This window comes from Micromonospora sp. WMMD730 (assembly GCF_049178955.1).
Taxonomy (GTDB): Bacteria; Actinomycetota; Actinomycetes; order Mycobacteriales; family Micromonosporaceae; genus Micromonospora; species Micromonospora wenchangensis.
Map to the genome: position 1 here is coordinate 4,371,811 of NZ_JBMHML010000002.1, position 24,027 is coordinate 4,395,837.

Genomic DNA, 24,027 nt, shown 5'->3' on the forward strand with positions numbered 1-24,027 from the left:
GGCATGGACAGCACTGCGGTCCTCGGCGAGGTCGGCAGGCGGCCCGGCCCGGCCCGGCCTGTTCGGTTCGAAACTGGGGTTAGGGTGTTGGCAAGGAACGTGCTTCGCCAGCATTACAGGCGGGTCACGGGATCTTGATGGCGATTGTATGACTGCGTAGACATGACAGCGCAATCATACATAACGATGGCTGGCGATGGGAGGTGCCATGACGCGACTGGCGAGGCCGGGTGGAAGCCCTCCAACGCCGCGCAGCGTGGACGTCGCGCGGCTGGCCGGCGTCTCCCAGAAGACGGTGTCCAGGGTCCTCAACGACGAGCCGTACGTCTCGGCCGACGTGCGCCGGCGGGTCCTGGACGCCGCCGAGGAGCTCGGCTACCGGCGCAACCAGGCGGCCCGGGCGTTGGCCTCCGGTCGGACCCGGTCGATCGGCGTGGTGACGCTCGGCAGCGCCTTGTACGGGCCGACGTCGTGGCTCATGGGCATCGAGCGGGCGGTCCGGAAGGTGGGCTACACGCTGCGGGTGGCCACCACGATCGAGGGCGACCCGGGCGGCATCGCGAGCGCCCTGGCATCGCTGCTGGACCAGGGCGTGGACGGCGTCGTCATCTCCGAGCCGATCGACGAGGGCGTCGGCATCATCAGCGTGGACGTACCGGTCCTGGTCCTCGGCGCGCCGCCCACCTTCGCCGCGCCGCAGGTGGTGACCGCCAGGGTCGGCGCGGGCCGGCTCGCGCGGGCCGCGACCGAGCACCTGCTGGAGTTGGGGCACGCGACCGTCCATCACCTGGCCGGCCCGCAGCGGTGGCATTCGGCACGGGACCGTCTCGCCGGCTGGCGCGAGGCGCTGCGAGCCCACGGCGCGGACGAGCCGCCGGTCGTCGAGGGCGACTGGTCGGCCGCGTCCGGCTACGCAGCGGGCCGGGAACTGGCCGGCGACGGCACCGTGACCGCGGTGTTCGCCGCGAACGACGACATGGCGATCGGTCTCATCCGCGCGCAGCTCGAGGCCGGGCGCCGGGTGCCCGAGGACATCAGCGTCGTCGGGTTCGACGACATCCCGGTCGCCGCCTACGTCACTCCCCCGCTCACCACCCTGCGCCAGCCGTTCGACGAGGTCACACGGCAGGGTCTCGCGCTGCTGGTACGCGTCATCGAGAAGCCGGACGTCGCGCTTCCACCGGCGGCCGACCAACCGGTCGAGCTCGTCGTCCGCGCCTCGACGGCACCACCACCGCCTCGATCGATCCCGGGACGTGGCCGCCGAGCGGTCCCCCACGCCCACGGTGGCCCGGACGGTCAGCCCGCCGGCAGCGAAGCCCTCTCCACCTAGCCCTGATCAGCATCGATCTGGCCACCTACGGGGGCACGTCACCCGAGGCCCGCACCGGCCGTCGCTGACGAGCGGCGGTAGCACCCGCGCGGACGCGTACCTCTCTCGATACCCCGCCTGTCCCAGCACTCCGTTGCCCGGCGCGCCGGTCCCCGTGAGCGGGCAGTCCGCGCCGATGTCGAGCCGGACGATGTCCAGTCCAACTTCTTCCGGGACAAGCGGATCGATACTCGCCTGTTTCCAGTGTGTTCTGGCCCAGCCGCCTGCACGTTCGCGATGGGGCCAGCTGGCGTGCCCGATCTGCCGACACCGCGCCCCGGAGCACGGCGGCAGGCCGACCATGCCGTAGGCGCGTCCACGCACCGAGGAGCGGCAGTATGGTTCGGCCCGGGGGCAGCCGCTCGCCTCGCCCAGGCAAGCTGCCGGTACCGCGTCCGGATCCATCGATGACTGCAGGGCGAAGAGAAGTTGTCATCCCGGCCCGGCGGGGTGGCGGCCGAAGGAACTGGCCGCCGCCCCGCCTCACCGCCGTGCCATGGTGGTACGGGGTTGTCGGACTGTCAGCTACGGGTGGCCCATTGCTGGTTGCCGCCTCCATTGCACGCCCACAGGTTGAGTTGCGTCCCGTTGGCGGTGCCGTTGCCGACGGCGTCCAGGCAGAGTCCCGACTGGACGGAGGTGATGGTTCCGTTGCTGTTCAGGTTCCACTGCTGGTTCGCGCCGCCGTGACAGTCCCAGATGTGCACGACGGTGCCGTTGCTGGTGCCTGACCCGCTGGCGTCCAGACACTTGTTGCCGTAGACGGTCAGGGTGCGGTTGGCGGTGTGGGTCCAGCGCTGGTTGTTGTTGCCGTGGCAGTCCCACAGTTGCACCCGGGCGCCGTTGCTCGTGCTGGAGTTGGCGACGTCGACGCAACGGCTCGACTGGCCGCCGGCGATCATCACGTTCGCCTCGCCGGGCGGCGGCGTGGTCGGCGGGGTGGTGGTCGGCGGCGGGGTCGACCCGAACTGGGTGAAGAACCGCCACACCTCAGGCTTGACCCAGCTTCTTGCGCCGCTCTCACAGCCGGCACATCCGTCCACCGGGCCCTGCTGGTGTCCGCCGTCGAACGGGGCCCAGACCACTGGATAGCCGGCCCGACACGAGTAGGTGGTGATGATGTGGGTCAGGCTGCCCCGCGCGGGCTCGGGTGCGTTCTGCGCAGCGCAACCGTTGTTTCTGAGCCACCTGTCGCGTAGTGACCGGCCGCTCTGGATGTTGTCGTTGATGCCATGAATTCCCAGGTACGCCACGGGCTGGGTCCCGCCACTGCAGCCACTGATTTCTCCGGGGGCGGCGATGGCCGCGACCGCGCGGAACACCGTCGGCCGGGAACACGCCAACGAGTAGCTCATCGCGCCGCCGTAGCTGAACCCGACCGAGAAGCGTTGCGTGGTGTCGACGCAGAGCGCGTTGTCGATCACGCGGATCATGTCGTCGGTGAAGGTGACGTCCTCGCCATTGGTGTTGGCCCAGCCGTTGTTGATGCCCTGGGGGGCGACGAAGATCGTGGTGTTGTTCGACTGCGACAGCATGCCGTAGTAGGCCCAGGCGTAACCGTCGGTTCCGCCTGAGGCGACGGCACTGGCGGTGCCACCCAACCAGTGGAACCCGAAGGCCAGCCGGTGCGGGTAGGTGTTGTTGTAGCTGTCGGGAAGCCGAAGGATGAAGCTGCGGCTCTTGCCGCCGCTGGAGATGGTGTGGGTGCCGCTGTTCAGCCCTGGGGCCTTGCCGCAGCCGGCAGTGGCGGCCGCGGCGGCCGGTGTCGCGTTCGTGACGACGTACGCGCCGACCGTGGCCACGACCATGGCGGCCAGGATCGCCCCTATCCAGGGGGCCGAGCGTTTGCGAGGTGACACAGAGTCGTCTCCTTACGGGGGAAGCTGCCGTCCGGCTCGGGTGTCAGGCCAGCGACCGCTACTTGAGCCACAGCCGGCTGGACGTGCAGGCGTCACCGAAGCGTCGACGTCAGCGCAGGACTGCGGTCGAAGCGGCGGCCGCAGACGTCGACCGGCCCGGTGTCATCTCGACCCTCCGGACGGGGCGCGGGCAGGCATATATCGACGCCTATATTCGTATGACGTACGACGTCCGTCAAGTCCCTGCTGCTGTGGGCCATCGACCAGCAACGCATCGCCTACGGCCAGACCGTCACCATCGGCCCAGCCAAGACCGCCGCCAGCGGCCGCACCATCGCCCTGGACCACACCACCGCCACCTCACGCCCACCGCCCCGCGCCCATACCCTTCCCCGCGCCACAGGGGACTACGCTGAGCGCGCATCAAGTTCAGGAGTGAGACGCCTACCGCAGACAGCCACAGTCCTCACAGCATGGATCACGATCCTCAGCGCTTCTCGTAGTCGGTGCCGGCCCATCGATACGTTACGTTGGTAATCTTTCCCTCAGCACAGCTCGGTTCGCAATCGTTATGACTCTGAACGATCTCATATATGCCATCCCGGTCGTCATCTCGGAGCACCGCAGAATAGAATCGAGCCCGATAATCACCCGCAGGCGGCAACGATCCGAAGGTGACGAAAGAATCACTGCTCGGCTGCAGAATGATGACTCCGTCATAGCGACCAGGGTTGTAGTTGACGAAAATTTTGCCCGTGACATCCTGGGCCGGGGTAGCAATTTTGAGTTCTGGCCACTCGGCCGAGTAGTGCCACTTCACCTCGCCAGCAGAATTTATGACGACCAGGTTGACCTCGAACCCCTCGACACCATCTGCCGGCATGGTCACAAACAGGACACTTCTACCCCACTTCGGGTGAACGAAGTTGGTTTGATCAGTAACGCGGCACAGCTGCTTGCAAATTCCCTGCCGCGTCATTTCCACCGCATCCGGGCCTGCCGCAGATTTACTCTTGCTGGTTGACCCGGACCCGGAGGCACCAATTCCCAGGGCAACCCAACCACCACCGACGAAGGCGACCAATACGCCGAAGGCGAGCACCACAACAATCCAAAGCGCACGTCTGTCCCGCACACGACCCTCCAGCTCATCGTCGCCCCGCTCCATCCTCAGCGCAACTCTCGCTCAAGCGCCCGAAGTTCGGGGGAACGTTCCCCGGGTTGCGAAAGGAAGCGCTTCAGCCTAGTGCTGTTGTCGTGCAGGCACGTCTCGACTTCGGCTCGGCGTCCAGGCCCAAGGAATTCGAGCCGATCTTTATCGTTTTTGAATCTCTCGTTCCATACGGTCACGCCCGATCCCAGCGGCACCGCCGGAAGGGCGAGGACTGCGGAACCTATTGGGACCCGCTCCAGCGTCAACCCGACTTCGATGAAGACCGCAAGACGGTAGAATGACCAACTGATGCCTGTCGGATCTTCCGGGACACGCAGTTTCAACGCAAATCGATCCGCCTCGTTGGGCTTGATCTCTTGATTGATATCCGTTTTAAACTCGACTCCCGGATCCGCGCGCTGCGGCAGTTCGAGGTCATAAGTGGCAGAGAGCGGCAGGTTCCCTTCGGTCGCACACTCCTTGATTAGAAGCGACTCCTGAACGACGAGTACCAGATTGCGCGTCACCACGAGCTGATCGCCGACGTTCTGGACCGTTATTTCGACGGAGGGCGGAGTATCCACGATGGCCTCGTCGCGCACGACGAGCTTCACAGCACGGAGGTTACCCGACGGTTTATCTTTGATCCAATCCGGAATGATGACGGCACCTAAGGTGCCGGCTGCACCGAGCAGGGCAGGTATCGCCGCTCCGACAACCGCCACGCGCATAGCCGGTGAACGCCGCGCCCACCACTTACGGAGCCCGCCGCCCGCACTTCGGTTCGGCCGGCCAGAAGGACGGGATCCACGATTCTTCGCCCGACGTCCTGTCGACTTTGTCAACATTACTCCCGTATATCATTCATCATCGAACTGGCAACCCGACCGACCGGAGTTTTCTAGCATGACCACCCGCTCAGATTTGTCCATGATCCGACCTTGGGATCTGCGGGTAGAATCACTGCGCCTTCGACGAGACTGGCTATCCCGACCGGGAAGGAAACGCCTGGTCGACCCGAAATCCGTGTTCCCCTACTAGCCAGCAGCCCCCATCGTCGTCAGCAGAACGGCGGCCGGGGTGATGACGCTTGGTAGTCGGCTGCCCGGTGGACAGCGGCACTCGCCGTGGGGGTGCTGGTCGCAGGGCTGGGCATGTTCCTGGCGGTCCAGGATCTCGACAAGGCGGACAAGTGGAGCAGCGTCCTCGGGTTGCGCATCGGCCTGCCGGTCTGCGGACACTCGCCGTTTTCCTCGACGGACTCGGTCGAAGCGATGAGGCGGCAGAATTGCGCAGGCAGCTCGACGAGGCAATCAGTAGGCCGTACCGCTCAGGGTCAGTTTCCCAGCTCACCAATCCGCCGAGCTGCGCCAGTGCTGCCTCGATGTGCTGCCCGGCCGCGGTCCGGGGGGCTCGCACGGTTGCCACGACCTGCAACACGTCCTGCAACCCGCCAGCGCGGAACGACAGCCGCAGCTTCCTGCTGCGCCCGATGCAGGCCCGCCGCCATGGTCTGCAAGTCGGCACCAGCGGTCTCGGCTAGCGAGATCACGCCACTCTCCGGCCCGAGTTCACAAAGAACCGTGGCAGCGTAAAGACGAGTGCCGGTGGGACACAACGGCTCACCCCAGCCTGTTGCACACCGCTGGCAGTCATTCCCCGTGCCGATCGCCGCGCAGGTAGCGGGTGACCATGTTTGCCAGCTCACGCTCGAATCGTTCGACCGGGATCGACCGGGGATCGGCCATCAGCTTGTGCGTGTTGATCTCTACGGTGAGCACGATGAGTTCGGCGGCCGTGTCGAGGTCGGTCACGCGGACGTCCGGGTGCCGGGCGAGTAGGTCGCGGATCTGGGCGACGCGTTGCTTGCCGTGCCGGTCGACGGTGTCGAGCAGCTCCTGCGACAGCGGCGCCTCCTCCATCATGATGCGTAGCAGCTGTGGATCCTCGCTGTGGTTGTCGATCGCGTCGCGGACCAGGGCCCGGACTGTCGCCGCGAGGGTGCCCGGGGACAGGTCGAGTTCGTCGGCCTGGGTCCAGGTGCCGCGGTCGATGTGCCGCACCAGCAGCGCGGCGAGGATCGCGTCTTTGTTCGGGAAGTACTGGTACAGCGATCCGATGGAGATCCGGGCCCGTTCGGCGATGCGGTTCGTGGTGCCGGCGGCGTAGCCGTACTCGCTGAAAATGTGAGCAGCGGCGGCCAGGATGCGCTCCCGGGTGAGCTCGGCCCGCACCTGGCGGGGCTCACGACGAGGCTGGAGACGACGGTCGGCTGACGGCATCCGATGGTCCTTCCGGGCACGGAAAGCGAGTAGGCAAAGAGCTGAGCTATTGCTCATAATATTGCTCTGAGCTGCTGAAACAACGTCTCATCGATGCGGTGCGCCGACAACCGACGACACCTTCGCCGGCTACGTGGTTCACCCCGCGCCCGACTGAGAGGAACCGTCGTGCTGCATCTACTCACGACCGTGGACGAGGTCGAGGCGCTTGTCGGCCGCCCGCCGTCCATGGTCATGCTCAAGGAGGTCGACGCCCTCGACGCGGGCTGCCGCAGCGTCCTGGCCCGCAGTCCGGTCGCGGCGTTCGGCTACCGCGGCACCGACGGCACGAGCCGGACGACGTTCGTCGGTGGCGTCGCCGGGTTCGCCCGCGTCCACTCGCCCACGCGGATCTCGTTCGCCCTTCCCGAGGCCGACGCCGCCCCCGGGCCGGCGTCGATGTTCTTCCTGCTGCCTGGCGTCGGTGAGGTCCTGCGCGTCAACGGCACGGTCATCTCCCAGCAGGGAGCACGGACCACGGTGGCGATCAGGCAGGCGTGGGTGCACTGCGCGCAGGCCGTTCTCCGTTCCGGCCTGTGGCAAGCACCCGCGAAGGCCGCGCCGGCGCCGGAGATCGCCGTCGACGAGCCGTTGGGGGCGCCCGGTGTGGCCGACTTCCTGGCCGCAGCGCCGTTCCTCGCGCTGTCGAGCTGGGACACCGAGGGTGGCAGCGACACCAGTCCCCGAGGCGACCGGGGGACGGTGGTCCGGGTACTCGACGGTCGGACGCTCGTGCTCCCGGACCGTAGGGGCAACAAGCGTGCCGACACGCTGCACAACCTGTTGCAGGACGAGCGGCTCGCCTTCGCCGCGCTCGTTCCCGGCCGCAGCGGGGTGCTGCACGTACGCGGGCGCGGCGTGGTAACCGACGACCCGGCACTGCTACGGACCCTCGCGCTGCGCGGGCTGCCACCACATGCGGCGCTCGTCATCGATGTCGAGCACGCCGAGGTGGTCGGCAACGACGCGGTGGCCCGGGCCCGGCTGTGGCATCCCGGCACGCACCTCGACCGCGGGGCCGCGCCGGATCTCACCATGATCGCGTTGGAGCATCTCGCCGCGAACTCGGCGGGCGTGTCGGGCGGGCCGCCTGCGGCGCTGCTCAGGGTCATCGGCGCGATCCCGGGGCTGTCGCGGTTGCTGCGGGTGGTGATGCGCCGCGCCTACCGCTCCGGGCTGCGGAAGGAGGGCTACGCCGACATCGCGGACGGGCGACAGACCGCCGGCGACCGGGCCGGGAGTCCGCTGCGGGAGGTGCGCGTCGTGGAGATGCGGCGGGAGACGCCGACCACCGTCACGCTCGTCCTCGAAGACGCCGCCGGGCGGCCCGGCGGTTTCGCGTTCCGGCCCGGCCAGTACTTCACGCTCGTCGTCGATGTCGACGGCCGCCCGGTCCGACGGGCCTATTCGGCCTCGTCCGCGCCGGGGACGCCGCGGCTGGAGGTCACCGTCAAGCATGTCGAGGGGGGTCGGCTCTCTGGCCACGTGCACCGGGTGCTGCGCGTCGGGGACCACCTAGGCCTGCACGGCCCGTCCGGGACGTTCCACATCGGGGCCGAGCCGCCGACCGAGATGCTGTTCGTCGCCGCCGGCAGCGGTGTGACGCCGATGATGAGCATGATCCGTACGCGGCTCGCCGACCGGTCCGGCCGCGACCGGATCGCGCTGCTCTACAGCAGCCGGGACGCAGGCGAGGTCATCTTCGCCGCCGACCTCGACCGGCTGGCTGCGGAGCATCCCGACCGGTTGTCCGTCACCCCCGTCCTGACCAGTCGGGACGGCCGCCTCGACGCGGACCGCCTGGTGGACTGGTTCACCGGCCGTTCGCCGGCCGCCGACGCCCACTACTACGTCTGCGGCCCCGAGGCGCTCATGGGCACCGTACGGAAGGTGCTCGCGGGCCTCGGCGTGCCGGACGCGCGGGTGCACCACGAGACGTACACCTCGGGTGCCGGCACCACGATCGTGACGACCACGCCGCAGCCGATGACCGTGGAGGCGGCCGGGCAGCCCGTCGGTTCGGGGACTGTCGAGCCCGGTCAGAGTCTGCTCGACGCGGGTCTCGCCGCCGGGATCGACCTGCCGTTCTCCTGCACCGTCGGCACCTGCGGCGAGTGCGTCGTGCGGCTTCGCCGTGGCGACGTCGTGGTGAGCGGGCCGAACTGTCTCACCCCGCAGCAGCGGGCCGCCGGTTACACCCTGACGTGTGTCGCCCAGCCCTTGTCCGAGGTGGCCATCGACCTCGCCGACCAGGGGCGTTCCACGACGGGTGGCCGAGGCTGATCTGGACGCCGGGTGGCGGATCGTCGGGTTGCAGGTTGACGGCGTGGTGGTCACGCCCGGGCTGGGGGAAACGTGGTGTGCGGCAACGCCGATCGCCGTCCGGGCCGAGGGCGGTCGAGCGGTAGTCGGCGCGGGGGTGGGTTCGCTCCGGCAAATGGCGATCACATCGAGTGCGGCCTACCCTGAAGCGGTGATGAAGCGAATGGTGACCGCAACGCTACTGACCGTATCGGCAGCCGTGCTTGGTGCCGCACCCCCCGCCGCAGCCAGCGGGTCCGCCGTCGAGACCCGGCAGTTCAGCGGAGAGGGCTCCAGCAGCATGGGCCTGGCCTACTACTACGCCTACCAACAGGCCCTAATCAAAGCGGACGACGCCGGATTCGGCGACTGCGTGCTGATCGACAGCTACACCTGGCCCGGCGGGTTCGACGTCTGGGTGCTGCTGGAGTGCACCCGCTGACCGGCAGCCTGCCGTGAGCGCCGCGCAGTCTCCACGGCATCGGCGACCTGCCCGGCGCTCGTCCCTTCCGTGGCGTCGCCGGATTACTCGGTGCGGATTACGCAGGCGAGAAACACGCCCCAGGCGGCGATCAGCACCGGGACCACCGAGTTCCACCAGTTCGGTGTCAACCAGGGGAAGGAGCCCACGACGAATACGGCTGCGGCAACGATGCCGACAGCTCGCCCGGCCAGTGCGGCGCGTGTCGACCAGCCGAGCGTCACCGCAGCGACGGCGAAACCCAGGAACGCCACATGCAGGGCGCCGAACGTCGAGCTGACGAGTAGGGCTACGACCTCGGCTGACAGGTCGATCTCAAACACCGGGTAGACCAGACGCCCCACCGCGAGCAGTACGACGACGAGCGCGACGAGAGCGACCGTGAGAGCGGTCCTTCCCACGTCGATCCGCGCCGACGGGCCGGCCAGGCCCGCGCTGACGAGACCGCGCGCTCCGGCTCCCCAGCAGATGACTGCGAGGAACAGCAGTTCGTTGCTCCACATCAGTAGCGGGTGGCCGCGTGCGACCCACGCTGTCATCGCGACCGCTTCGGCGGGCGGGTCAGGGAGAAGCGACAACAGCAGGAGTGCGCCGGCGGTGAGGAGTGCCCCCACGATCATCAGCCAGCGGTGCGCCCGTACGTCGACCGCTTGACGCGGCGTCATGTCTCGTACCATCGGACCGTCTGCGGTAGCGGTCTTCTCTCTCCCGTGCCCTGCATACTCTGCCTCCCGTGGACGACCAGCCATGATCCCGGACGGCGGTGCCGTATCAGGAGTCGCGCCTGCCCCAGTTGCCGAGTGCGACGATCGCCTCGCGTAAGGCGAACCCGCGATCGGTCAGCGCGTAGGCCCGGGTGTTGTGGTGAAGGGGCAGGCGGATCAGCACGCCGGCCGCTTCGAGCTCGCGCAGGCGTATCGCGAGCATGTTGGTCGGTACGCCGAGGTCACGCTGCAGATCGCCGTAGCGTTGTGGCCCGTCGAGCAGCCGTTCCACAATGAGCAGGGCCCACCGTGCTCCGACGATGTCGAGGGCCGCGGCGAGGTCACTCACGCGGTCGGGTCGGCGTCCGCCTTCATCCAGAACGGTGAGTAGTGGTAGCCGTCGGGGTCGTCGAACTGGCGCTGGTACATGAAGGGGTAGTCGTCGGTGTCACCGATCCGCCCGCCGGCGGCGCCGGCGCGGTCGACGAGTTCGTCGACCGCCTCCCGGCTGCCCAGGTCGAACGAGACCGTGACCTTCGAGGGCGTCTGAGGTCCGCCGATCAACTCTTCGACTCCGCCGACGCTCGCGTACATCTCGCGGCTGCCGAGCATGACGTACTGCTCGGGGGCGATCGCGAAGCACGACACGTTGTGGTCGGACATCTCGGCGTTGAGGGTCCAGCCGAGGGCGGTGTAGAAGGCGGTTGCGCGCTCGACGCTCTCGACCGGGCAGGTGATGAAGAGGCTCATGCGGGCCATACTTGCAAAATACAAGTGACTGGTCAAGCGGCGTGCCTCCGCCGTCCAGCGACGGAACCGGGGGTGGTGCCCTCCCACCTGCCGGGCCTCGGATCGACGCCGGACGCCGGGGCTGAACCCTGCCGGCTACCTGGCAGGTGAGGAAACCCGGGAGGTAGGGCAGACGTCATGGGTTCCCGCTGCCGGTGACGGGCCTGGCCGGGTAGGGCTTCCCCTCTGCTGCTGGGGTCAGGCCCGGTGGGTGGTCATGGAGTCGGACGGGCCGGTCGTCGCCGCCGGTCCCGGGCCGGCCCGGGAAAACCACCTCTGACCTGACCGCACGGGCCTATTCTCGACCCGTAGGCACCGGAACCGGAGGATCGTCGCGGAGGTCCGGTCTGCCGACCCGGCACCCGTGACGGCCACGTCCTCCCGGCTGCCGGGGGCCGGCCCTGCCGGTGGTGCTCGGGCGACACAACGGGTCACGTCGCTGGCGGTGGAGCATGACGCCCTGCCCGGGACGGTATCGGGAACTCACGACGACGGGAGCACGATGACCAGTTGCCCCATCGGATCACCCGGACGGCGTGGTCGTGTCCGACGCGGATTCCCGCTCGTCGTGCTGCTGGTGGGGTTGTTGATCCCCGTCGCCCCCGCGTGGGGTGCCGATGGTGGTCCGACCGGCACCGTCGAGACGGCCGCCGACGGCGACGTGGTCGGCACCCCCACGCCGCTGCGTAACGTGCCATCGGTGATCGCCGACGTGGCCGACGGTCAACTCGTCGTCTACCGCATGCCCGGAATCCGGGGCGGCCAGATCAGCGCCACCGCCATGCTGTTCCTGCCCACGCAGGCACCACCGGCCGGTGGGTGGCCACTCGTGGTGTGGGGGCACGGCACCGTCGGGTGGGCTCCGGAGTGCGCGCCGAGCGTGCAACTGCAGGAGCACGGCCGGTGGGCCGACGGGCCGAACGCGGCCCTGCTGGCGTCCATCCTGAAGATGAACATCGCCGTGGTTGCCCCGGACTACGAGGGACTCGGCCCGGTGGCCGAGGGTGTCCCGGAGGGGCACGGCTACTACGAGCTGTCCAGCGAGGGAAACTCGATGGTCTTCGCCGCGGTGGCCGCGCAGCGGCTCCTCGGTGACCGACTGTCGGGTCAGTGGGTGCCGGCGGGCTGGTCGGAAGGTGGCTTCGCCGCCCTGGCCGCCGCGTACTACTCCGACCGGGCCACCATGGCCGACCCCGACCTTGAGTACCGCGGCACCATCGCCCTTGCCCCGGTACCGGACGTGCCCGCCATGAACCGGGTCCTGTGGAACGACATCGAGGCGGCTGCGCGATCGGGGCTCCCGCCAACGGAGCACCAGATCGAGCAACTCGTCTTCGCCAACGCGGAGACCATCTACTTCACCAGGACCGAACGGTACGCGGGCTACGACATCGATCCCGCCACGCTCTACGGCCCCAACATGCTGAGGTTCTACCGCGACAACTGGCGTACCTGCCTGGACGATCTCAACGCCCTGGTCAAACGGGACATCCAGCACTACCTGAACGCGTCGCCGGCACACCGGCTGACCACCTACCCCGGTGTTCGCGGCGACACCCCGAACTCGCTGCCCGAGAACAAGCGGTTCTACGCGGAGAACCAGGGCAGGCTGGAGAACTCGACGCTGCCGGGGGCGATTCTCTGGCTGTACGGCACCGACGACATCACCAGCCCGGCCACGGTCACCTACGGCACAGTCAACAAGATGCTGATCAACGGCAACGACATCAATCTCGCCGTCCTCGAAGGTGCCGGCCACTACGACGTGTCCGCTGCCGGCCAACCCCTGATCGAGGCCCGGCTGAGGCAACTGTTCGACATCCCGTAGCGCCGCCTCGCCGTTGAGGCGTACGCCGGTGGGTTGAGGTGAGCCGCCCGGCCGCGCGGGCCGTAGGGCGCGGCCGGGCCTGTGCCACGGCTGGCCCGGGGGCGGTGCGACCTGCACGTTCAGGCGGCGCGCCACCGGTTGCGGCTGTCCGTCGCTGACGGCCCGCACCGCATCAGCTTCCCGGTGGAGGTTCGACCCAACGCGCCCCGCGGTGTGCAGAACGCTCCGGGATGCACGCCCTTCTGCACGGAGGGGGCCGTGGTCTTGACCGGGGTCGGCTTGGGTTTCGGTTTCGGGGCGGTGGTGCGTGGGGGGCTGGTGGTTTTCCGGACGGTGGGGGTGCGGGTCGGCTTCGGCGCGGCGCTGGTGGTGGCCGTTGTCGGGGCGGGTGTGTCGGCGGTGGGGCTGACGCTGGTGAGCACCCCGCCCGCCTTCTGCGCCTGCACGGGGGTGGTCGCGGTCGCAGCGGAGGTGGTCGCGGCGGGAGCCGAGCGGGGTTTTGAGTCGTCGCTGAATGCGCCGGCGATCCCGCTGCCGCAGCAGCACAGGCCGAGAAGCCCGGCGAGGGTGACGCCGATGGTCTGCCTGGTGGTGAGTCGCTTCGTCACCTGGCCGAGTGTGCTGGCAGCGGTGAGGCCGGTGGATGGGCCGTTCAGGTGGGCGTCTGTCCGGAAGGCGACTGGGGCTCGATCGCACCTCTGGGCCTTGGTGGTCCCGTCCCACCGGATTTAGCGACAACCTGTCGCAATCTTGACGACAGTGTGTCGTATAAGGGAGAGTGCGGGTATGCAGAAGCTGATCGTGGTCACCGGCGCGTCCACCGGCATGGGCGCCGCAACCGCCCGCGAACTGGCCCGCCGGGGGTTCCACGTCCTGGCCGGCGTACGACGCGACGCCGACGCCGACGCCGACGCCGACGCCATCCGCACGACCGGCATCGAACCGGTCATCCTCGACATCACCGACGCCGAGCAGGTGGCGGCCCTCGCCGTCCGGGTCGGCGACGATCCGCGCACGGTGCACGCGCTGGTCAACAACGCGGGAATCCAGGTGAACGCGCCGGTCGAAGCACTGCCGATGGCGCAGTGGCGGCGGGTGTTTGAGGTCAACCTGTTCGGCCACGTCGCCGTCACCCAGGCACTCCTGCCCGCGCTCCTGCACGGCGGAGGTCGCGTGATCAACATCAGCTCGATCGGCGGCAAGGCCGCCATGCCCACCTACGGGGCGTACGCCGGCGCGAAGTTCGCCCTGGAGGCGGTGAGCGACGCGCTGCGGCGGGAGGTCGCGCCGCTGGGCGTACCCGTGGTCGTGGTCGAGCCCGGCGGTGTCCGCACGGAGATGGCCGCCCGTGGGGTCGCCACGGCCAACCACCTGGCGGCCGCGATGACGCCGGAGCAGGACGCCCGGTACGGCAGCATGGTCCAGGCCATCAACACGTTGATGCAGACAGGCACGGCATCGGGTGTGACCGCCGACGCCGCCGCCCGGGTCATCGCGAAAGCCGTGACGGCCCGCAGGCCGCGCACCCGCTACACCATCGGCCGGGATGCCGCTCTGGTCATCGGCCTGACCCGGCTGCTTCCCGACCGGATGCTCGACCGTGTCATCGCCGCCAACCTGCGCCGTCACTACCCGAAGGCAGTCACCGGATGACCAGGTGCGGTAGGGAAGGATGACCGGATGCCGCGGATCCGGGGAGCCAGCATCGAGGAACACCACGAGCTGGTCTGGGCCGATCTCGCCGAGGCGATGCGGCAGCTACTGCGCGAACGCGACTACGACTCGATCACCATGGGCCACATCGCGGCCCGCGCCGGGCTCGCCCGCAACACCCTCTACAACTATGGCCGCGACCGCAGTGCGCTGGTCCTGGCCCTGACCCAGCGGGTGGGTCAACCCACGGTGCAGCAGGTGGCCACGATCGCCGCACGGTCCACCGAACCGGCTGCGCAGCGGATGCGGGAGATCATCGAGACGGTCCTGGCCGCGTTCCAGGACCAGGTCCTGCAACTGATGTTCCGGCCCGGATCCGGCCTGCCGTTCGCCGACCTACCGAAGGGCCCGGACAGCCCGTTCCACGCGATAGTCGTCGAGGTCGAGAACGTGGTCCGCGACGGCATCGAACGCGGCGAGTTCCGCGACGTCGGCGACGTGCACCTCGTGGTGGAACTGCTCAGCGGCGTCATGCGCGCCGGCGCGGAACGTATCGGCCGGGACCCGGGCAGCTACTCCCCCACGGTCCACGCCACCCGGGAACTCATCCTCGCTTCGCTCGGCTGAGGTCGACCGGCTGACCACCCGGTCGCCGCGCTGCTGATCGCCGGGTACGCCGCGCAGGACACCCTCCGGGAAGGTGCGGGCCTGCACCGTGGCCGCTTTCCCGACCGGTGGGCCGCGAAGCGCGCTCCACCGTGTGTCGCCACGAGCAGATGGGCAGCGTGCGGGATGAATCGTCCCGCCAGGAAGCCTGGTCTGGCGGGACGATTCAGGGCACGCCCCGGTACAGCCTCCCGTGGCGACGCGAGGGGCCGTACCGGGGCTGGCCCGGGGTCAGTGTCTACCAGTTGCCGAGGACGAGGCGGCCGGCGACGTTGTTGAGGTTGAACGCCCCGCTGCTGTACCAGATACGGGCGGCGTAGTTGCCGTTGCGCCAGACGTAGTAGGAGAACGTGCCGTCGGACTTCTGGTAGGCCATGACGATGTCGTCCTTACCGTCGCCGTCCACGTCACCGGCAGCCATCCGGTCACCGACGACGCTGAGCCGGAAGGCACCCGAGTCGTAGTCGGTGGTGCGGTTGAACGAGTCACCGTCGGACAGCCAACGGTACGTCCGCATGGTGCCGTCACCCTGGTCGTAGGCCATCGCCGGCTCGGCCTTACGGTCACCGTTGAAATCACCGAGCACGAGACGACCGCCGACGTTGACCAAGTTGAAGGGCCCGCTGCTGTACCAGACGCTGGCGGCGTAGTTGCCGTTGCGCCAGACGTAGTAGGAGAACGTGCCGTCGGACTTCTGGTAGGCCATGACGATGTCGTCCTTGCCGTCACCGTCCACGTCACCGGCAGCCATCCGGTCACCGACGACGCTGAGCCGGAAGGCACCCGAGTCGTAGTCGGTGGTGCGGTTGAACGAGTCACCGTCGGACAGCCAACGGTAGATCCGCATGGTGCCGTCACCCTGGTCGTAGGCCATCGCCGGCTCGGCCTTACGGTCACCGTTGAAATCGCCCAACACGAGACGACCGGCGACGTTACTCAAGTTGAACGGCCCGCTGTCGTACCAGATTCGGGCTGCCGAGTTGCCGTTGCGCCAGACGTAGAACGAGAACGTGCCGTCGGACTTCTGGTAGGCCATGACGACGTCGTCCTTGCCATCACCATCCACATCACCGGAAGCCATCCGGTCACCGACCGCGCTGAGCCGGAAAGCACCCGAGTCGTAGTCCGTGGTGCGGTTGAACGAGTCACCATCGGACAGCCAACGGTACATCCGCATCGTGCCGTCACCCTGGTCGTAGGCGACCGTCGGGGCGGCGCGACCGGTCGGCGTCGTCGGGGGCGGCGTCGAGGATGCCGCGATCTTCGTGTACCGCCGCGCCACATAGCTGGTGGCCCGGTGGCTGTCGATGGTCCCCGCGTCGATCGCCGCCGTCCTGATCTTCACCGGCGTCGACCCGAAGCTGTAGTAGCTGAAGTGCCGTCGGTCGGTCTTCCAGCTCTTGAACAGGACGACGTGCGTCGAGGCGATGTTGAGGATGTCGCCCGGCTGGAGATTCGCCTTGCTGATCTGGTTGGAGAACTGGGGCAGCGTCCGCGTGCTCGGGTCGGCATTCAGATGCCAGGCCATGCCCACCAGCCCTGAGCAGTCACGCCGGTATTTGCGGGTGTGGGTCGGGTCCCAGGAGAACCCCCGCTGGTTGTACGTGCCGGGCTGGTTGTCCACCCAGCCCTGAGCCCGCTGCATGATCTCGGTACGCGTGATCGGCCCACCGATCGCGGAAGCCAACGTGGACATCGCGCCACCGGCGGAACCCTGAGCAGCCGCGGGATCCTCGGTCTCCTCGACCGGATCATCGTCGGGCAGCTCGTCGCCGGGGTCGTTCAGCTGGCATCCGTCCAGTTCGGCCGCGATGGCGGCCGGCACCGACTCGTCGCAGACCCCGCCCGAACCGACGTTGAGCGCTTTCCACTGCTGCGCCCCATCCTCGAAGCGAAACAACACGAAAGAGGCGTCGTACTCGCCGACCGCCGGCACGACCGCCGTGGCCCAGGGCAGGGCGCAACTCACGCCCTCCAGTACGGCGGGATTCCCGGCCGCCTCGTCGGTGAGGGGGTCGGCCCGCAGGGCGGCCAGCAGGCCGGCCGGTGTCGGACAGGCCGGAGCCGCTGCCCTGGCCTGGGCCGGGAGCCCACCCGGAGCGGCGAGCACACCCGCCATCATCAGTACTGCCACGAGCCTTCGCCCGCCGGATCTACGCACAGTCTTCCTCCCCGTTGGTCGCTAGTGCACGTCCGCACGTCACATGTTCGAGGGGCAGCCCAGGTTGCAGTCACGCTCGGTGAATCCAGGTCCCTGTCGACCTGCACACGCCGCAAGCGAGCCGCCCGCACACGGCAGACGTCGATGATTGAACGCCCACGTCACCCCGACGTCTCGGGGTTTATGTACCGACATCGGCCAGATGCCGCAGCGATGGCGTCCGGAATGGAGGCTACAACGCCTGAGAATTCCTGTGTGTCCGCGATCCGACGGGTAACGCCGGGTGAGGCGAAATGTCGATGCCCGGCTCGGGCCTGCCTACTGGCGGTGTATACGGGTTGGCGAGCCGCGCACGATGGGCACGCGGCCCACCCCGGCCTAACCGGCTCTCCATGAGCACGACGATGGCTGGCAAGCTCGACGGCATCGGCAGCAGCCTTCACGCTTCCGGCGGGGTCGCCCTTCTGACCGAACCGATTGCCATTCCGCGCTCACCGCGCTTCCCCAGCCGGCGCGCCCGCCACAAACCCACGTCAGTGCGCGCGGAAGCCGTTCTCCAGATCGATAACGAGGCCCTGACGGAATCGAACCGTCGACCTACGCCGATCGATCGCCGCCCTCGCACGCATGTCAACGCTTACGTCACCCGTCACCCGTCACCCGTCACGCCGGCCCAGCGTCGCTGCGTGCGGGATCGCCCAGCACGACCTGACCAGCACCACCGCCCTGCGCGGCTGGGCCGCCGACCGGCCGGCGCTCGATGGTCCGCCCGGATGCGGCTGTCCGGGCGGGCCGGGCTGTTCGGCGCACGGGGGATCGGACGGTTCGGGCCAGGGGCCGTCGTGTCTCGGTCGCTCAGCGCAGCCGGCCCTCGATGATCGACAGCCAGCCCGGCTCCGGTTTGGCGTTGACCCGGGTCAGCCGGAGGCCGGCTGCCTCAAACAGGGCGGTGAACTGCGCCCTGGTTCGCTCGCGGCCGGTGAACGAGGCCAGGATGACCAGGTCGATGCTCTTGCCCGGATGGGCGGCGTCACCGTCGGGCAGGACGGTGTCCAGTGCCACCACCCGGCCGTCGGGGTTCATGGCCCGCCGGCAGTTGCGCAGGATGCGCACACACCGCTCGTCGTCCCAGTCGTGCAGGATGTACTGCAACGCGTAGACGTCCCCGCCGGCCGGCACCTTGTCGAAGAAGTCGCCGGGGACGGCCGTCCAGCGGTGGTCGGCGCCCAACGCGGCGAGTTCGTGTCGGGCGACCACATGCCCCTGGTCGAACAGCACGCCCCGCCAGCCGGGGTGTCTCCTGAGCACCTCCAGCAGCAGGCGTCCCCGGCCGCCGCCGACGTCGACCAGCACCCCGGTGTCGGCGAAGTCGTAGGTGGTGGCGAAGCCGCGGCTCTCCAGCTGTGAGTACTGCGCCATCCCCGGGTCGAACTCTGCGGCGGCCTCGGGGTTCGCGGCGAGGTAGTCGAACAGTGGCCGTCCGAAGATCTGTTCCACGGCGGGCACGCCGGTGCTAACGACGCTGCCGAGTCGCCCGACCGGTTGCCAGAAGGTGGGGTTGGTGACGAATACCATGGCTTCCCGCACGGAGGTGGGGCAGTCGCTGCGCAACGCCTCGCCGAGCGGGGTGAGGTGGAACCGGCCGGCCGCGTCCTCGTGGAACACGCCGCGGGTGGCCAGGAGTCTCAGCACCCTGCGTAGCCCGTCGGCCTGGGTGGCGGTCCGGGTGGCCAGGTGTTCGACCGTGCGGGGGCCGTCGGTGAGGTGGTCGGCGACACCGGTCTGGGCGGCCACCCGCAGGGCCCCGGAGAACACGTATCTCAGGCCCTCGTCGAGCAGGAAGGCCGCTGACTTCTCCGCGTCCATTTCTGCCCCTCACGGATTGCGGCGGTCGGCGTACCCGGCGGGAAGCTGGTGGGGAGGGCGGTCGATGACGGTGTCGTCGTCGGTGCCGCAGGATTCGACGAAGGTGATGTCGGCGAACTCGGCGACGACGTGTACGGGGTACGTCGGTCCGTCGTCGCGGTACTGACGCATGCGTTCCAGGTGGTCGTTCTGGAAGAGCACCGTACGTTCCGGGTGTTCGTGTACCCAGCTGGGGAAGAAGATGACGCCGCGCAGTCGCCGCCGCTGCGGCATGATGGTGACGCACACCGACGTGCCGGTGGGCTCGGTCCACGACACTGCGTAGACGTCGGGTGCGAGGGCCGCCAGGTCGACCTCCTGGTCCTTGACCCACCGGCCGCCGACCATCCCGGAGTGGATCCGGTAGTCGATGGTGGTGGCGTTCTTCACGTACATCTCGTACTGCCATCCGTTGGCGTAGGTGTAGATGAGGTGTCGGCCGACGATTCCCGCCACCTCGACCGGTGTCCGGGTCACTGGTTCCTCCCCTGCGTCGGGCAGGTCGACGACGGCCACGACAGGTGAGGTGTCGGGGCGGGAGGTCGGGCTGCCGGGTGGTCGTGCCGTAACCGGCGGGCGGCGATGCCGGTCCGGCCGTGGCTGCGACGGTACGTGTCGGCTGCGGTGGCAGGGACCAATTCCCGTTGGAAGCAAATCCTGCCCGGTATCGGGGTCCAACCGGGTGTGCCGGCCGGGAGCCGGTCCGTTCCTACCGTGGCCTCTGCCGGTGCTGCCCGGGCCCGAACGCTCGGGCCCACGCCGCGGTTCTGCGCGGCGTGCCGCCCGGCTGACGGGTACACCGACTTCTCCAACGACCGGATGGTGACGGATGTCCACTGACGAGGAAGCTCCCAGCGGGACGATGGCGGGTGCGACGAGCCCCGGTGACGCTCCGGCGGGCGGCCCTGTCGACAGTGACCGGCATCCGCGTCGGCACGCGGTCGACGACGTCTCGGCCACTCGTGCGGCGGCTACGACGGTCGACGGACTGTTCGACCGGACCGCCCGACGGACGCCGGCTGCGGAGGCGGTGCGGGCGGGGGGCGTCAGGTGGACGTACGAGCGGCTCCGGGTGACCGCCGACCGGATCGGTGCCGCGTTGACGTCCCTGGGGGTGACCCGGGGAACCCTGGTCGGGCTGGTCGGCCACCGTTCGCCGGAGGCCTGTGCGACGATGCTTGGCGTTCTCAAGGCGGGTGCCGCCTATCTCCCGCTCGACGACCAGCTGCCACCGGCGCGGCTGGCGCGCATGGTCGAGATCGCCCGGCCGGTCGTGGCCGTCCGGCTGCCCGGCAGCCGGGACGTCGTGGACGACATGGTGCGCTGCGTCGATTACCAGGTGCTCGCGGCGCACCGACCCGTGACCCCGACGCGCCCGGCTCACACCGGTGCCGATCCCGCGTATCTGATGTTCACCTCGGGTACCGCCGGACGGCCGAAGGCGGTAATCGTTCCGCATCGCGCCGTGCTGCGCACGGCGGTGGACAATCTGTTCCTGGAGTTGGGCCCGGGCGAGCGGATGATGCACGGCGCGACGATCTCGTTCGACGCGGCGACGTTGGAGCTGTGGCTGCCCCTGCTCAACGGTGCCAGCGTCCTGATCGTCGACAACGAAACCCTGTTGTCGGCGGCGGGGTTCCAGCGGTGGCTGGGCGAGAACGAGCCGACGGCTGTCTTCCTGACCACCGGGCTGCTGCATCAGCTCGCGCACGAGCGGCCCGGGATCTTCGCCAGCGTGCCGCATCTGCTCACCGGGGGTGAGGCGCTGAATCCGCGGCTGGTGCGGCAGATTCTGCGACACGGCCCTCCGGGCCGGTTCGTCAACGGTTACGGCCCGACCGAGGCCACCGTCTTCGCCACCACCCACATCATCGCCGCGGTCGCCGAGGACGCCCCGGACGTTCCCATCGGGCTGCCGATCGGTAACACCTCCTGCCTGGTTCTCTCCGCCGAGGGCAGGCCGGTACCGCCGGGTGTCGAGGGCGAGTTGCACATCGGCGGCGACGGTCTGGCCCTCGGCTACCTGGGCGACGACGAGCAGACCGCCCGCTCGTTCGTGACGGTGCTCGTCGACGGCGTCGCGCAGCGGCTCTACCGCACGGGGGATCTCGTCTGCCGTGACGACGACGGTGTGCTGCACTTCCGGGGCCGTCGGGACGATCAGGTGAAGGTCCGCGGCAACCGGCTGGAACTCGACGAGATCAGGCATGTCCTGAACGCGCACGAGGCTGTGATCGACAGCGCGGTGGTCACGGTCGAGGACGCGGTCAGTCGGCACGTCGTGGCGTACTACACGTGCACCGATCCCGCCCCGGACAGGGCAGGGCTCCGCCGTCACCTGGCCCGTGACCTGCCGAGGTATGCCATCCCGTCGGCGTTGCACCGGCTGCCCGTGTTGCCGCTGACCCCGACCGGCAAGGTCGACCTCGACCGGCTGCGGCACCTGGCCACCGTGGGTGCTCCTCCCAGCGGGGAGACCGGGCGTGCGGACGGCGAGGACGTCGCGGCGCGGGTGGTGCACGCCTGGTCGCTGATCCTGCCGCAGGGTGATCCGGCGTCCGACGAGGACTTCTTCGGCCAGGGCGGGGACTCGCTGCGTGCCGCTCAACTGGTCAATCGGATCGTGACGACCCTGGGGATCGATCTGGCGCAGAGCCGGCCGTTGCTGCACCGGCTGCTCGCCGACCCGGGACTCGCCTCGTTCACCGCTGCCGTGTCCGATGCCGTGAACGGCACGCTGGATGTCGAGGACCCCGCCGACGACCGGTGGCGGCACGACCTGTACCTGCACCCGACGGTGCGGCAGCGCGACCTGGGGGGCGTGGCTGCGTCCCGGCGTCCGCCGAGCCGGATCCTGCTGACCGGCGCCACCGGGTTCTTCGGCTCGTACCTGCTGCGTGGCATTCTGCGGCACACCGGTGCGGACGTCGTCTGCCTGGCCCGGGCGGACGACGACGACCACGCCCTCGCGCGGGTCCGCGACGCTCAGCGACGGTACGGGCACCTTGGCGCGTTGCCCCCGGGGCGGGTCACCGCGGTCGCGGGCGATCTGCGTCGACGTCACCTCGGCTGGTCCGACGGGCGGTGGCGGGAGCTCACCGGCACCGTGGACGCCATTCACCACAGCGCGGCGCACGTCAACTTCGTGTACCCGTACGAGGAGCTGCGCCCGACGAATGTCGACGGCGTGCGCAACCTCGTGGAGTTCGCGATGAGCGGTGGGGGTGTCCCGTTGCACTACGTGTCCACCATCGCCGTGCTGGCCGGGTTCGGCTCCGCCGGTGCCCGCCGGGTCGGTGAGGACGAGCCCTTGGAGCATTTCGGTCGGCTGTCGATGGGCTACCCGGAGAGCAAGTGGGTCGCCGAACAGCTGCTGCGGCGGGCCGCGGTCGAAGGGCTACCTGTCGTCGTGCACCGCCCGTACGAGATCACCGGTGACAGCGGTACCGGGACCTGGAACACGGAGGCGGCCATCTGCGCCCTGTTCAAGGCGATCGTGGAGATGGGCAGCGCGCCGGAGATCGACCTGCCGCTCGACTTCGTGCCCGCCGACTACCTGGCGGCGGCGATCGCCTTCCTGACCGGCGGTGTGGATTCGGTGGGCCGGACGTACCACCTGACCAATCCCCGGCCGGGACGGTTGTCGGACATGATCGACCGGATGCGGGCCCGGGGGCACCGCATCACCGTCACCCGCTACGACCAGTGGGTCAAGGAACTGGTCGGCTTCGTCGACGCGCAGCCCCGACATCCCATTGCGGCCTTCGTGCCGATCTTCACCCTGCCGGCCGCGGGCCTCGACCTCACCGTGAAGGAGCTGTACACGCGCAGCGTGTTTCCGGAGCTCGACCGGTCACACGCCGACCGGGACCTCGCCGACCTGCCGTTGGCCTGTCCCCCGACCGATTCCGCCATGCTCGACCGTTACCTCGACTACTTCGCGCGGGTGGGGTTCATCCCCGACCCGCCGGGGTGACCGGTCGGCGACGCGAGCACCGCTCGTGGGAGTTGACCGCCATCGCCGGATCCGCGCTCCCGCGCGGGGAATCCGGTACTCGGCCCCGCTCCCCTACATCCCGCCGGGTTGTCTGATGCCGGGCAGCCCGATCGGCTCTGGCGGCTGTCGACCGCCACCATGTCCCGAGGAGAAGGTGATTCAGATGGACCGCGAAGTTGTCGGGCCCACCGCCGGGTCCCTGCGTGAGGAGATCGTCCGGCTACGCAAGTCCGACCCGCCCAACGAACTGCTCGCGATCGCCGCCGCCGACTCGCTCACGACCGCGCAGATCCAACGGGAGATCTGCGCGGAACTGCGCGCGCACCGGGCCGAACTCGGCGCGTACGCGGCGATGATGGGCCGGTTCGCCCGGCCGCCGGCCGGGAACACCTTCCTGGCCTTCTACTCGATGGTGATCGCGGCGGGGCCGAAGCTGCACCGCTGTGCCGACCTGCTGGGTGTGAGCGAGCAGGACCGTTCCCGCCGGTACACCACGCCCCTGGAGAACACGTTCAACGGATACGTGTCCTGGCTGGCGCTGCACGGCACCCAGGCGGAGATCTGCATGGCGTTGCTGTCGGACATGGACTCGTACTTCGGTGTGTGTGACGCCATCGTCGCCAGTGCGGAGCGCGACGGGATCGCACTGCCCCCGGAGGTTGTCGAGTACTACCGGCCCGGGGACATCAGCGACTTCTACGCCGTGACCCAGTCGACGCTGCAGGACGCGTTGGACCGGGGTGACGATCCGGCGTGCGCCGTCGCGGCCGGACGGTTCATGGACGAGTACCTGCGGTTCTTCTGGGCCGAGGTGGCGGCGGCCTGACCGCTGGAAGG

At 69.0% G+C, this 24,027-nt stretch carries 19 protein-coding genes; 8 read left to right on the forward strand and 11 right to left on the reverse strand.

The genetic code is table 11. The features are described 5' to 3' along the window. Positions 1 to 208 precede the first annotated feature (208 nt). Positions 209 to 1,333, forward strand: a complete 1,125-nt coding sequence (locus ACN265_RS18770; RefSeq protein ID WP_421408740.1) for a LacI family DNA-binding transcriptional regulator — start codon at positions 209 to 211, stop codon at positions 1,331 to 1,333. Positions 1,334 to 1,893: 560 nt separating this feature from the next. On the opposite strand, the gene ACN265_RS18775 is transcribed toward ACN265_RS18770, so the two are convergent. From ACN265_RS18775 to ACN265_RS18790, 4 genes are all read right to left on the reverse strand, one after another. After that, complete coding sequence (locus tag ACN265_RS18775) at positions 1,894 to 3,180, reverse strand: ricin-type beta-trefoil lectin domain protein (RefSeq protein ID WP_421411527.1); 1,287 nt, start codon at positions 3,178 to 3,180, stop codon at positions 1,894 to 1,896. A gap of 538 nt (positions 3,181 to 3,718) precedes the next feature. Further along, positions 3,719 to 4,399 (reverse strand): hypothetical protein, encoded by a 681-nt coding sequence (locus ACN265_RS18780; protein WP_421408741.1) that lies wholly within the window; start codon positions 4,397 to 4,399, stop codon positions 3,719 to 3,721. A gap of 2 nt (positions 4,400 to 4,401) precedes the next feature. Then, entirely contained in the window at positions 4,402 to 4,998 is a 597-nt protein-coding gene (locus tag ACN265_RS18785) for a hypothetical protein (RefSeq protein ID WP_421408742.1), read from the reverse strand. Positions 4,999 to 6,036: 1,038 nt separating this feature from the next. Continuing rightward, positions 6,037 to 6,666, reverse strand: coding sequence for a TetR/AcrR family transcriptional regulator (locus tag ACN265_RS18790; protein ID WP_421408743.1), 630 nt, complete (start codon positions 6,664 to 6,666; stop codon positions 6,037 to 6,039). Positions 6,667 to 6,834: 168 nt separating this feature from the next. Between ACN265_RS18790 and ACN265_RS18795 the strand changes: the two genes are divergently transcribed. Together ACN265_RS18795 and ACN265_RS18800 are read left to right on the forward strand one after the other, a co-directional pair. Then, positions 6,835 to 8,988, forward strand: a complete 2,154-nt coding sequence (locus ACN265_RS18795; protein WP_421408744.1) for a 2Fe-2S iron-sulfur cluster-binding protein — start codon at positions 6,835 to 6,837, stop codon at positions 8,986 to 8,988. Then, entirely contained in the window at positions 8,975 to 9,448 is a 474-nt protein-coding gene (locus ACN265_RS18800; RefSeq protein WP_421408745.1) for a hypothetical protein, read from the forward strand. The genes ACN265_RS18795 and ACN265_RS18800 overlap by 14 nt, the downstream gene beginning before the upstream one ends. Positions 9,449 to 9,531: 83 nt before the next feature. Here the strand turns inward: ACN265_RS18800 and ACN265_RS18805 are convergent, their stop codons facing one another. The 3 genes from ACN265_RS18805 to ACN265_RS18815 all read right to left on the reverse strand — a co-directional run bounded on the left by ACN265_RS18805 (position 9,532) and on the right by ACN265_RS18815 (position 10,941). Next, a complete protein-coding gene (locus ACN265_RS18805) occupies positions 9,532 to 10,152 on the reverse strand; it encodes a hypothetical protein (protein WP_421408746.1) in 621 nt (206 codons plus the stop codon). Between the two features lie 106 nt (positions 10,153 to 10,258). Next, a complete protein-coding gene (locus ACN265_RS18810) occupies positions 10,259 to 10,540 on the reverse strand; it encodes a winged helix-turn-helix transcriptional regulator (protein WP_204925237.1) in 282 nt (93 codons plus the stop codon). Beyond that, positions 10,537 to 10,941 (reverse strand): VOC family protein, encoded by a 405-nt coding sequence (locus ACN265_RS18815; protein WP_145919122.1) that lies wholly within the window; start codon positions 10,939 to 10,941, stop codon positions 10,537 to 10,539. Before ACN265_RS18815 ends, ACN265_RS18810 begins: the two co-directional genes overlap by 4 nt. A gap of 607 nt (positions 10,942 to 11,548) precedes the next feature. Between ACN265_RS18815 and ACN265_RS18820 the strand changes: the two genes are divergently transcribed. Next, positions 11,549 to 12,808: a hypothetical protein gene (locus ACN265_RS18820; protein ID WP_421408747.1), complete on the forward strand. Its 1,260-nt coding sequence runs from the start codon at positions 11,549 to 11,551 to the stop codon at positions 12,806 to 12,808. A gap of 119 nt (positions 12,809 to 12,927) precedes the next feature. On the opposite strand, the gene ACN265_RS18825 is transcribed toward ACN265_RS18820, so the two are convergent. Further along, positions 12,928 to 13,416 carry a hypothetical protein gene (locus tag ACN265_RS18825; RefSeq protein WP_421408748.1) on the reverse strand — a complete coding sequence of 163 codons (489 nt, stop codon included), beginning with the start codon at positions 13,414 to 13,416 and terminating at the stop codon, positions 12,928 to 12,930. A 178-nt stretch (positions 13,417 to 13,594) separates the two neighbouring features. Between ACN265_RS18825 and ACN265_RS18830 the strand changes: the two genes are divergently transcribed. After that, positions 13,595 to 14,461 (forward strand): SDR family NAD(P)-dependent oxidoreductase, encoded by an 867-nt coding sequence (locus ACN265_RS18830; RefSeq protein WP_421408749.1) that lies wholly within the window; start codon positions 13,595 to 13,597, stop codon positions 14,459 to 14,461. Between the two features lie 27 nt (positions 14,462 to 14,488). Further along, positions 14,489 to 15,088, forward strand: a complete 600-nt coding sequence (locus tag ACN265_RS18835) for a TetR/AcrR family transcriptional regulator (RefSeq protein ID WP_421408750.1) — start codon at positions 14,489 to 14,491, stop codon at positions 15,086 to 15,088. Positions 15,089 to 15,365: 277 nt separating this feature from the next. On the opposite strand, the gene ACN265_RS18840 is transcribed toward ACN265_RS18835, so the two are convergent. The 3 genes from ACN265_RS18840 to ACN265_RS18850 form a co-directional block, all read right to left on the reverse strand. Beyond that, entirely contained in the window at positions 15,366 to 17,261 is a 1,896-nt protein-coding gene (locus ACN265_RS18840; protein ID WP_421408751.1) for an FG-GAP-like repeat-containing protein, read from the reverse strand. An 882-nt stretch (positions 17,262 to 18,143) separates the two neighbouring features. Beyond that, complete coding sequence (locus ACN265_RS18845) at positions 18,144 to 19,154, reverse strand: methyltransferase (RefSeq protein WP_421408752.1); 1,011 nt, start codon at positions 19,152 to 19,154, stop codon at positions 18,144 to 18,146. A gap of 9 nt (positions 19,155 to 19,163) precedes the next feature. Further along, on the reverse strand, positions 19,164 to 19,670 hold the full coding sequence (locus tag ACN265_RS18850; protein WP_421408753.1) for a phenolic acid decarboxylase: 507 nt from the start codon (positions 19,668 to 19,670) through the stop codon (positions 19,164 to 19,166). A 352-nt stretch (positions 19,671 to 20,022) separates the two neighbouring features. On the opposite strand from ACN265_RS18850, the gene ACN265_RS18855 reads away from it, so the two are divergent. Beyond that, positions 20,023 to 23,169: an amino acid adenylation domain-containing protein gene (locus ACN265_RS18855; RefSeq protein ID WP_421408754.1), complete on the forward strand. Its 3,147-nt coding sequence runs from the start codon at positions 20,023 to 20,025 to the stop codon at positions 23,167 to 23,169. 184 nt (positions 23,170 to 23,353) lie between these two features. Further along, a complete protein-coding gene (locus ACN265_RS18860) occupies positions 23,354 to 24,016 on the forward strand; it encodes a hypothetical protein (protein ID WP_421408755.1) in 663 nt (220 codons plus the stop codon). Positions 24,017 to 24,027 lie beyond the last annotated feature (11 nt).

Bases quoted from the DNA above. Each gene is read 5' to 3' on its own strand.
- ACN265_RS18775 (WP_421411527.1), bottom strand. From the start codon at position 3,180: ATGGTCGTGGCCACGGTCGGCGCGTACGTCGTCACGAACGCGACACCG.
- ACN265_RS18815 (WP_145919122.1), bottom strand. From the start codon at position 10,941: ATGAGCCTCTTCATCACCTGCCCGGTCGAGAGCGTCGAGCGCGCAACC.
- ACN265_RS18835 (WP_421408750.1), top strand. From the start codon at position 14,489: ATGCCGCGGATCCGGGGAGCCAGCATCGAGGAACACCACGAGCTGGTC.
- ACN265_RS18845 (WP_421408752.1), bottom strand. From the start codon at position 19,154: ATGGACGCGGAGAAGTCAGCGGCCTTCCTGCTCGACGAGGGCCTGAGA.
- ACN265_RS18855 (WP_421408754.1), top strand. From the start codon at position 20,023: ATGTCCACTGACGAGGAAGCTCCCAGCGGGACGATGGCGGGTGCGACG.
- ACN265_RS18830 (WP_421408749.1), top strand. From the start codon at position 13,595: ATGCAGAAGCTGATCGTGGTCACCGGCGCGTCCACCGGCATGGGCGCC.
- ACN265_RS18860 (WP_421408755.1), top strand. From the start codon at position 23,354: ATGGACCGCGAAGTTGTCGGGCCCACCGCCGGGTCCCTGCGTGAGGAG.
- ACN265_RS18780 (WP_421408741.1), bottom strand. From the start codon at position 4,399: ATGGAGCGGGGCGACGATGAGCTGGAGGGTCGTGTGCGGGACAGACGT.
- ACN265_RS18770 (WP_421408740.1), top strand. From the start codon at position 209: ATGACGCGACTGGCGAGGCCGGGTGGAAGCCCTCCAACGCCGCGCAGC.
- ACN265_RS18790 (WP_421408743.1), bottom strand. From the start codon at position 6,666: ATGCCGTCAGCCGACCGTCGTCTCCAGCCTCGTCGTGAGCCCCGCCAG.
- ACN265_RS18805 (WP_421408746.1), bottom strand. From the start codon at position 10,152: ATGACGCCGCGTCAAGCGGTCGACGTACGGGCGCACCGCTGGCTGATG.